The following is a 9,243-nucleotide window of genomic DNA, read 5'->3' on the forward strand; positions in this document are numbered from 1 at the left end:
AGCCAGTCCTTTCTTTCACTTGCTCGCGCATATTCTATTCTTGCTATTAGGATACGTTGCTTGTGAAGGGATGTTTCACTTTTTTTGCCGAATCTTTTTCTAGCTATAATTTATGCTCGAGCTTCTTGCGAAGAAATTCCCTGCCTCTATGCACGCGCGTCTTAATCGTCGTTACCGGCATATCTAGCACGTCGCCAATCTCCTGCAAGGAAAAATCCTGCATATACCGAAGCGTCATGACGGTCTTGTACTTCGGCGGAAGCGATGCGATCGCCGCATGAATAATCCGCTGCGTGTCCGACAGCAGCAGCTCCGTCTCCGGCGTTCGATTATCGCTTGGAATCATCGAATAACCATCCAGCCCCTCGTGATCCGTCGATTCTGCGTCCAATGAATATGTAGGCTTGCGCTTACGCAGCCGATCTATGCATAAATTCGTTGCAATTCGGTAGATCCATGTCGAAAACTTCAACGTTTCGTCATATCTGTCCAGATTTTTGTACACGCGAAGAAACGTATCCTGGATGATATCCTCCGCCTCCTGGCGGCTGTTTAACATCCGATAGGCCATATGAAAGAGCTTATCCTGATACAGGTCGACAAGCTCAGCAAATGCCTGCTGATCGCCCTTGAGCGCTAACCTCGCAAGGCGTGCTTCCAATACATTCACCTTGACTCCTCCAAACCTTCCGTTCGTTCGGCTATCGTCTGAGCCCTAATCACTCTTAAAAAATCGTAATCCACCTGCACCGAAAAAGCAAGACAATTGCAGAAAATGCAAACCATCCTGCCCATTATAAACGTTTAACGCAAACACGGCAATCGACCTGAGGCTAGGTAACGATTCGACCTTTGACCAGAAGCAAGGAGCCGAATGCAAAAAAAAGCCTGAAAGCCGAAATAAGCTTCCAAGACTTTTTAAAACCGTTCATCTTTCCTGCAACAATTGTGCATACTTCATTACAGCGTGTTGGTTTTCAACTGCTCCAAAACCTTCGTAATCGTCGTCGCAGGGATTGCGAACCCGATGCCCTGCGCTTCGGCGTTGACCGCCGTGTTGATTCCGATTACTTCGCCGCTTTCATTAAGCAGCGGTCCGCCGGAATTACCCGGATTGATTGAAGCGTCCGTTTGAAGCAAATGCTCATATTGATGCTCGCCCTGCTCGTCCGCAATCGTTATTGGCCGCTCCTTCGCGCTCAGCACGCCCATCGTCAAGGTTTGGTCGAAGCCATACGGATTGCCGATCGCGATGACCCAGTCCCCGATTTGCATGTCGTCAGAGCTTCCCAGCTTCAATGAAGGAAAGGCTTTGCCGCCCTGGCTCTCCACCTTCAGCACCGCTAAGTCAAGCTCATAGCTTGATCCAAGCACAGTTGCCGTAAACGGTTCATCATAGCCTTGTACAGTCACTTTAACCTCCTTCGCACCAGAGATCACATGCTCATTCGTCAAGATATAGCCGTCCGATTCGAAGAAAAATCCCGTACCGGAACCTGCCAGCTCAAGCTCCGCGCTGCCCTGCTCCTCTATTTGCGGCTGTTCCTGCTGACGTCCGCCTCGTCCAGCATCGCCGCCGAAAAATGGACGAAAGGCTGGATCTTCGAACATTGAGGCCGAACGGGCCGGCTCCGCGTAGGTTTCGATCTTCACGACTGCCGGACTTGCCGCTGCATAGATGCCCGCGATATCTTCACCCGTGGCTAGCGAAGCTGTCGTCAAACCCGCATCCTGCCGGGTCGGGCTGCCCGCCGCGCCGCCGTTCGCGCTTTGCACCGCAGCTGAATTACCGCTAAACACGTTATTTTTGTCCGCCATGTAAGAGAAACCGCCAATCACGACTGCCCCGATGAGGAAAGAGGCCAGCATCGTTCTTGCCGAACTTGCTCCTGCGCGCTTCGAACGCTTGCCGCCGCCCATCGAAGGCTTGATCAGGTCCATATGCATGCCCAGCTCCTTCTCGTAAGTAGCTCGCAGATAAGTACTTTTATCTGCCTGCCGTTTGTTATCATCGTTCATAATGATCATCCTTTCAATTGCAGGTGTCTATTCCCTATGAACCTATCATGCAGGATGTACCTTAAACGAAACTTAAGCGGATTTAAAAGGAACATAAGAAAAATGCCAGCCCGGCACAAGCGCCTGGACTGGCATTCTATGGCGAGCCTGTCAAAGCGACCGCTCTTTTATTAGCCTGTATTCCGCAAACCTGCGGCAATGCCGTTGATCGTCAGCAGCACCTCGCGAAGCAGCTCCGGATCATCTTCGTCCTTATCGCGCAAGGCGCGAAGCTCGGTAAGCAGCTGCACTTGCATATAGCTGAGCGGATCGACGTACGGATTACGCAAACGGATCGATTCTTGGATAACCGGTACGTTATCCAAAATTTCCGATTGGCCCGTGATGCTCAGGATAAGTTCGGACGTGAGCTTATACTCCTGCTCGATTTGCTCGAAGATGCGATCGCGGATCGTTTTGTCCTTGATCATATCCGCATATTCCTTCGCGATCAGCAAATCAGCCTTCGCCAAAGCCATTTGGAGATTATCGATAAGCGAACGGAAGAAAGGGAACTGCTCGTACATCGTACGCAGCGTCTCCAGCTTGCCCGCATCCTCGCCTACATACTGTTTGAGCGCGGTGCCAGCCGCATACCAAGCAGGCAGCAGGTATCTGCTTTGTGTCCAAGCGAATACCCAAGGGATCGCCCGCAAATCTTCAAAGCGGTCGCTGTTCTTCCGCTTCGACGGACGCGAACCGATATTAAGCTCGCCAACCTCAGGCAGCGGTGTCGATTCCTTGAAATAAGTTAAGAAATCCGGATCGCGGAAAATAAGATCCTGATACTTCTTGAGCGCCGTTTCGGAAATCGAACGCGCGATCTCCTCCCACTCCTCTTCCGCTTGCGGCGCTTGCTCCGGATATTTCGCCAGACGAGCCGCTGTAATCAGCGCCCACGTCGCTTGCTCCAAGCTGCGATAAGCAATGCCCTGCATGGAGTAACGCGAGGAAAGCACTTCGCCTTGTTCCGTAATCTTGATGCCGCCGCCAATGGTATGCGGCGGCTGTGCGAGGATGCTTCGGTTAAGCGGCATGCCGCCGCGTCCGAGCGCTCCGCCGCGTCCATGGAAGAACTTAAGCTTCACATCGTACTCTTTGCCGGCAGCCGTAATATCATTCAGCGCTACGCGCAGCTCCCAGTTCGCCGTTACAACCCCGCCATCCTTATTGCTGTCGGAATAACCGAGCATAATTTCGTGCAAATTGCCTCTAGCTGCAACCGCTTGACGGTAGATCGGCAGCTCGAACAGCTCCTTCATAATCGCCGGCGCCGCATGAAGATCGTCAATCGTCTCGAACAGAGGCACCGACTGCAACGTACAGCGAACCGTGCCGTCCGACTCTTTGCGGAACAAGCCGACTTCCTTCGCGAATACCATAACCTCGAGCATATCGCTCGCGGCTTGCGTCATACTGATCAGATAACTGGAGATACAGTTCACACCGAACTCCTGTTGTGCGCGATAGATCGTATGGTAGACGTTCAAGCATTCACGCGTTGAATCAGAATAATCCAAGTGCCCCGATGTAAGCGGGCGCGGATCGTTCAAGAGACGATGAAGCAGATCTGTTTTCTCTTCTTCAGACAATGAGGCATAGTCAGCCACTACATTCATTTTCGCCAAAATCTCGGACATCGCGTTCTCATGCTCTTGGCTGTGCTGACGTACGTCAAGCGCCATAAGGTGAAAGCCGAACAGCTCAACCTGGCGGACAAGCTTCGCTAAGTCCGTATCAGCGACGTAATCCGCATAGTGATTGCGAAGGCTGCGGTCGATTACGAGCAGATCCTCGCGAAGCTCATCCGGGTGGTTATAGCGCATAAGCGAACCTTTAAGCGATTCGTCGCGCGTGTTAGCCAGCTTCTCCAGCATGAAACCAAGCTTAATCCGGTATGGCTCCTTCGTATTTCTCCACAGTTCAACGCATTTGAGCTCGACATGTTCGCGGTCGAGACGAATCGATTCTACAAGCTCATCCGACACCGTTATCAGGTTCGTGCTGAAGCTGAGCAGATCCATAAGCTCGTGAAGCTTCTCCTCGTACTTGCGAATCGCCAGCTGGCGGTGCAGCGTAATCGTCTCCCAAGTGACCTTAGCGGTTACGGACGGGTTGCCGTCGCGATCTCCGCCGATCCAGGAACCGAAACGCAGATAATCCGGCACATGCCAGTTCTCATCGGAGTAATATTTGCTCAGGCAGCGCTCCAGCTCTTCATAGACGCTAGGCAATACCTCGAATAAAGTTTCATCAAAATAGAACAGGCCGTTACGCACCTCGTCGATAACGGTTGGTTTACGATCGCGAATCTCATCAGTCTGCCACAAAATGAGAACCTCATTCATAAGCTTCTCATGCAGCTTCTCGCGTTCGCGGTAGGTCAATGTCGGATTATCCAGCTCCATAACATCCATGGCAATCCGTTTATGAATATCAAGCACCGCTCGGCGGGTCGCCTCCGTCGGATGGGCTGTCATCACAAGCTCAAGGGAAATGCTGCTCAAAATATGCTGAACGTCGTCAATCGCGATGCCCCGCTCCTTCAAATCCTGAACGGCGCTCTCGATCGAGCCGCGCTGTACCGCTTCGCCGGCGGAAACCTCATAGTCGCGTTTCCGTCTAATCCGGTGATTTTGCTCGGCAATATTAACAAGTTGGAAGTAAATAGCAAACGCCCTTATTACTTGATGTCTAATTTCCGGGCTTAGGGACGATACGGTTTCTTTGAATTGTTCAAATAGCTCCGGCACAAATTCGGCGCGGAGCGCTTTACTTTGCTCGCGAATGCGCTCAACCATTTCCAGCAGCTCGCGCCCGCCTTGATGAACTAGCACTTCGCCGAGAATATTGCCTAGAAATCGGACATCGCGTCGAAGCAAATTGTTTGCTTGCGGCCGGTTGGTGGTCAAAGTTGATTCAGATTGATCCGACATACTGTTCCTCCTAAATTTTCACGAAGTAAAAATCGCTTCGTAAGCATATGCATAGTTTGCGAATGCAAACTTACCTCGTAAAATAATCGCAGTTCATTAACGTATTTTTGACTTCTACCATCATACTACAAAATCCAACAGGGTTGAAGCCCCGGAGCCAATCTCGGCTAAATAGAATGGCGCCTCCCGCTGCGGGAATCCAATTTGGCTGACTATCTAAGTATGTGCTTAAACATAAAAAAAGCCCTCGAGTGATCAAGGACTTTACCGTTTGTAGTTGGAGCGGGTGATGGGAATCGAACCCACGCTATTAGCTTGGAAGGCTAAAGTTCTACCATTGAACTACACCCGCAAAACAAAAAGTTAAAGATGGTCGGGACGACACGATTTGAACATGCGACCCCCTGGTCCCAAACCAGGTGCTCTACCAAGCTGAGCTACGTCCCGTGATGCGAAAAAAATGCAACTGCTTAAGTGAAAATGGCGTGCCCTAAGAGATTCGAACTCCTGACCTTTTGATTCGTAGTCAAACGCTCTATCCAGCTGAGCTAAGGGCACATATTATGGAGCGGAAGACGGGAATCGAACCCGCGACCCTCGCCTTGGCAAGGCGATGCTCTACCGCTGAGCCACTTCCGCACGCTATATCGTGTTAGCCGTTTGTAATTCATATCATCGCGGCGACAAGTAATAATATATCACCCCTGAAAACAAAATGCAACTGTTTTTCGAAGAAAATGATAAATTATTTTTTCGAACGGTAATAATCCTTGATTTCCCTATGTTTTATGACCTTTTTAAACTCGCTTCTATCGAACCAAGCCTCATGACGGTGAGGTTCAGCTCACTAATCATTCATTCAGCTAATGATTAAGGGCATTACCATTAAACCTCCTTTACCGTCCGCCGCTGTTCCAAGCCTCATAGCTGCACAAGAGTACCCCTGGCATAAACAACAAAAAACCGCGGTCCCTGCGAGGGAGCGCGGTTTCCGCTACACTATGCGCCTGCTGCGGCCAACGTCGAGTGACTGCCTATTGCCGCCTTCTCCGCCGCCGGTTGGCCCGCTAGAGCGAATGGCAAGCAAAGCGGAACGCCCGTGCGCGGGTCCTGCACGATGTCTGCTTCGATATTAAACACTTCACGCATGATTTCAGGCGTAATAACCTCAAGCGGCGAGCCTTCTCCTACGACGACACCTGTCTTGATCGCAATCATATGATGCGCATAGCGTGCGGCATGGTTCAAATCATGCACAACCATGACGACAGTACGATTGTTGCTTTCATTTAGGTTTTGAAGTAAATGAAGAACCTCTAACTGATGCGCCATATCGAGGAATGTTGTAGGCTCGTCAAGGAACAGGATTTCGGTTTCCTGCGCCAGCGCCATGGCAATCCATGCGCGTTGACGCTGCCCGCCCGAAAGCTGATCGACCGGACGTTCTGCGAAATGGCTCATGCCAGTCGCTTCAATTGCCCACTGCACGATGCTGCGGTCATCCTTGCTCATCGAGCCGAAGCCCTTCTGATAAGGGAAACGCCCATAGGATACAAGTTCCGCGACCGTCAGACCGTCTGGCGCGGTTGGGTTTTGCGGCAGGATGGCCAACTGCTTCGCCACTTCCTTCGTAGACTGCTTATGAATGGATTTGCCGTCCAGAAGCACACTGCCTTGGGCTGGATTCATAATACGGGCCATCGTCTTCAATATCGTCGACTTGCCGGAGCCGTTCGCTCCTACCAGCGCCGTAATTTTCCCTTGGGGAATGGCAATATTTAAATTTTGGACAATCAGACGATCATCATAAGCAATGTCAAGACTTGAAGTCGTTAGACGAATCATTGGACATACACGCTCCTTCCGCTGCCGGGAGGCAGACACCTTCTGAATGAATATATGTTTACAATTTCATTTCAAAACCATATTTGATAACGATTATCAATGACTATCTAATGATAATGTTTCTCAAGATAAATGTCAACGATTATAATGCTAATTATAATGGTGAACAAAATATTAAATTTAACGTATAGACAAAGTGAAGATACGTCTGCTATAGTTTCGTTGATAATGATTCGCATTATGACAAAAAATGCAAATACACTAATCGAACTTATATTTAGTAAGGCCTTTAATCCTTTTCCAACCAGCTGGTATACCGCTCCGAAGTGTGGCTTCGCCTGCTGGGCAATATCCTAACGATTCTCATTCAGACCGCGATCTGGGGAGTTGTCATCGGAAGCGGAGCGATGGAAGGAATTACTCTGCAGCAAAGTGGATAGAAGCTTGAAATCCGGTTCGATCGGTACAGAGCTTTTCAAACCGCTATTCTATCCGTTATACTTATTGTCCGACGGCTCCGCCTATCTATTGATGGCGCTTTTGATATCTTTTCTGCTTGATATCTTATCTCATTGATTATAATCGGTTTATGGCAGTGTGATTCAAATTATAAGGAGCCGGCGAATGACATGATTCGACAAATATTTCTATGGGACGCTCCTATCGTTTGACAGACTTTTTATTCCGTTTCATTTATTCTGGACTTGTTCTTATGCTGAGTGACGCTGAAATATTCCTTTATTATTCGATAAGAAAAAGGTGGGAGAGCATGCAAATTAAAAAGAAAACAGACATTGAGGCTGTTTTGGACAATTTTTCATCTTTAGCTCAATGGGATGATGTAGGGAGAAAATTTTACCTGGTCTTTGACGACCGCAAACGTGGAGGACAATGGACCTTAATGAACTATCCTGAGAATCGATTCAGCGTTCATGGGCTAGGCGAGGATTACATCGACGATAATGAATTATTTTTTGAGGAATATGACAGCGTCGTTTCTTTCCTTTGGAGTAATCGCGCTGCGTTCAACGCCGCCGTGAAGCCAACGACCGTAAGCGTTTAATTGCCATGAAGCACGCCTATTAGTGGGTGTGTTTCTTTTTTTGCATCATTTTGTTTCGTCGTAAGCTGGATAGCGGCAAAGCTCCCGAGAGAAAATAACCCAAGAAAAAAACGAAAGGTTGGTTATTGATTCCATCGTACGGTTCTCCGTTCGACATGATGAGAGAGTTCGAAATTACCTACAGCTATGCCGGGGAGAGTATCGCCAGCGGCCAATCGAGCCCGGGTTCAAGAATTTATCGGCTAATTGAATGTAATAGCGAACGACAACAAACGACTCCTTTCTATACCTAAAAAAGGTACAGAAAGGAGTCGTTTTATTTTCTCAAAGCCGCCGGTTTCCGCAAAGTTCCTGAATGCAGCAAAAAACCCTTGTTCGCCAAGGGTTTTTTCATAGTATGGTGCGCGTAGAGGGACTTGAACCCCCACGGTCGCCCGCTAGATCCTAAGTCTAGTGCGTCTGCCAATTCCGCCATACGCGCGTGGGTGAAACGTGTAAAACTATGCTGTTAAAGAAAGTGTGGTGCGCGTAGAGGGACTTGAACCCCCACGGTCGCCCGCCAGATCCTAAGTCTGGTGCGTCTGCCAATTCCGCCATACGCGCACATTTGAAAAGAGATAAAAAATGGTGAGTCATGTAGGATTCGAACCTACGACACCCTGATTAAAAGTCAGGTGCTCTACCAACTGAGCTAATGACTCAAATTATAAATGGCTGGGGATTCAGGGATCGAACCTGAGAATGACGGAGTCAAAGTCCGTTGCCTTACCGCTTGGCTAATCCCCAGCAGCGATATGGTGGAGGATGACGGGATCGAACCGCCGACCCTCTGCTTGTAAGGCAGATGCTCTCCCAGCTGAGCTAATCCTCCATGGGATAATGAATCCTTCTAATGAAGGAAATGGTGACCCGTAGGGGACTCGAACCCCTGTTACCTCCGTGAAAGGGAGGTGTCTTAACCACTTGACCAACGGGCCATGCTAAAATTGAAGCTTGTCTTACAATTGAAAGTATTCTGGAGCTCTCAACCGGGATCGAACCGGTGACCTCATCCTTACCATGGATGCACTCTACCTACTGAGCTATGAGAGCATAATGGCTCCCCGAACAGGACTCGAACCTGTGACAACTCGATTAACAGTCGAGTGCTCTACCAACTGAGCTATCAGGGAACATTGCACTTTTGAGTTGAAATGTCTCCAAGAGCTTCAACTGCAAAAGAGGCACGGTTGAAAACCAAGGCTTATTGCGCCTTGAAAACTGGATACGAAAGTCAGGTTTGCTGAAACCTTATTAGCTGTTGTCTGCCGGATGTATGGGTCCAGGCAAACTTATTTAGGA

General features: G+C 49.3%; 5 protein-coding genes, 12 tRNA genes and 1 pseudogene. 2 read left to right on the forward strand and 16 right to left on the reverse strand.

The features are described 5' to 3' along the window. Nucleotides 1-103: 103 nt before the first annotated feature. The 8 genes from sigW to L1N85_RS22225 form a co-directional block, all read right to left on the reverse strand. A complete protein-coding gene (gene sigW, locus L1N85_RS22190) occupies nucleotides 104-670 on the reverse strand; it encodes an RNA polymerase sigma factor SigW (protein ID WP_235241251.1) in 567 nt (188 codons plus the stop codon). Between the two features lie 290 nt (nucleotides 671-960). Continuing rightward, entirely contained in the window at nucleotides 961-2,019 is a 1,059-nt protein-coding gene (locus L1N85_RS22195; protein WP_235241252.1) for a S1C family serine protease, read from the reverse strand. 170 nt (nucleotides 2,020-2,189) lie between these two features. Then, nucleotides 2,190-4,994: a phosphoenolpyruvate carboxylase gene (gene ppc, locus L1N85_RS22200; protein ID WP_235241253.1), complete on the reverse strand. Its 2,805-nt coding sequence runs from the start codon at nucleotides 4,992-4,994 to the stop codon at nucleotides 2,190-2,192. 278 nt (nucleotides 4,995-5,272) lie between these two features. Beyond that, a tRNA-Gly gene (locus L1N85_RS22205) sits at nucleotides 5,273-5,346 on the reverse strand. An 18-nt stretch (nucleotides 5,347-5,364) separates the two neighbouring features. Next, nucleotides 5,365-5,441 (reverse strand) — tRNA-Pro (locus L1N85_RS22210). A 34-nt stretch (nucleotides 5,442-5,475) separates the two neighbouring features. Next, a tRNA-Arg gene (locus L1N85_RS22215) sits at nucleotides 5,476-5,552 on the reverse strand. A gap of 6 nt (nucleotides 5,553-5,558) precedes the next feature. Continuing rightward, a tRNA-Gly gene (locus L1N85_RS22220) sits at nucleotides 5,559-5,633 on the reverse strand. A 360-nt stretch (nucleotides 5,634-5,993) separates the two neighbouring features. Then, a complete protein-coding gene (locus L1N85_RS22225; RefSeq protein ID WP_235241254.1) occupies nucleotides 5,994-6,839 on the reverse strand; it encodes an ABC transporter ATP-binding protein in 846 nt (281 codons plus the stop codon). A gap of 769 nt (nucleotides 6,840-7,608) precedes the next feature. Between L1N85_RS22225 and L1N85_RS22230 the strand changes: the two genes are divergently transcribed. Both L1N85_RS22230 and L1N85_RS22235 read left to right on the forward strand, forming a co-directional pair. Next, nucleotides 7,609-7,902: a hypothetical protein gene (locus tag L1N85_RS22230; protein WP_235241255.1), complete on the forward strand. Its 294-nt coding sequence runs from the start codon at nucleotides 7,609-7,611 to the stop codon at nucleotides 7,900-7,902. A gap of 131 nt (nucleotides 7,903-8,033) precedes the next feature. Beyond that, nucleotides 8,034-8,126: pseudogene (locus tag L1N85_RS22235) on the forward strand (CAP domain-containing protein); the annotation flags it as partial. Nucleotides 8,127-8,300: 174 nt separating this feature from the next. Here L1N85_RS22235 and L1N85_RS22240 read toward each other — a convergent pair. From L1N85_RS22240 to L1N85_RS22275, 8 genes are all read right to left on the reverse strand, one after another. Further along, nucleotides 8,301-8,383 (reverse strand) — tRNA-Leu (locus L1N85_RS22240). A 39-nt stretch (nucleotides 8,384-8,422) separates the two neighbouring features. Next, a tRNA-Leu gene (locus L1N85_RS22245) sits at nucleotides 8,423-8,505 on the reverse strand. Nucleotides 8,506-8,527: 22 nt separating this feature from the next. Continuing rightward, nucleotides 8,528-8,603, reverse strand: a tRNA-Lys gene (locus tag L1N85_RS22250). Between the two features lie 10 nt (nucleotides 8,604-8,613). After that, a tRNA-Gln gene (locus tag L1N85_RS22255) sits at nucleotides 8,614-8,688 on the reverse strand. 9 nt (nucleotides 8,689-8,697) lie between these two features. Then, nucleotides 8,698-8,773, reverse strand: a tRNA-Val gene (locus L1N85_RS22260). 31 nt (nucleotides 8,774-8,804) lie between these two features. Continuing rightward, a tRNA-Glu gene (locus L1N85_RS22265) sits at nucleotides 8,805-8,879 on the reverse strand. Between the two features lie 39 nt (nucleotides 8,880-8,918). Further along, nucleotides 8,919-8,994, reverse strand: a tRNA-Thr gene (locus L1N85_RS22270). Nucleotides 8,995-8,998: 4 nt separating this feature from the next. Then, nucleotides 8,999-9,074 (reverse strand) — tRNA-Asn (locus tag L1N85_RS22275). Nucleotides 9,075-9,243: the final 169 nt, after the last annotated feature.

Source organism: Paenibacillus alkaliterrae, from assembly GCF_021532375.1.
Taxonomy (GTDB): domain Bacteria; phylum Bacillota; class Bacilli; order Paenibacillales; family Paenibacillaceae; genus Pristimantibacillus; species Pristimantibacillus alkaliterrae.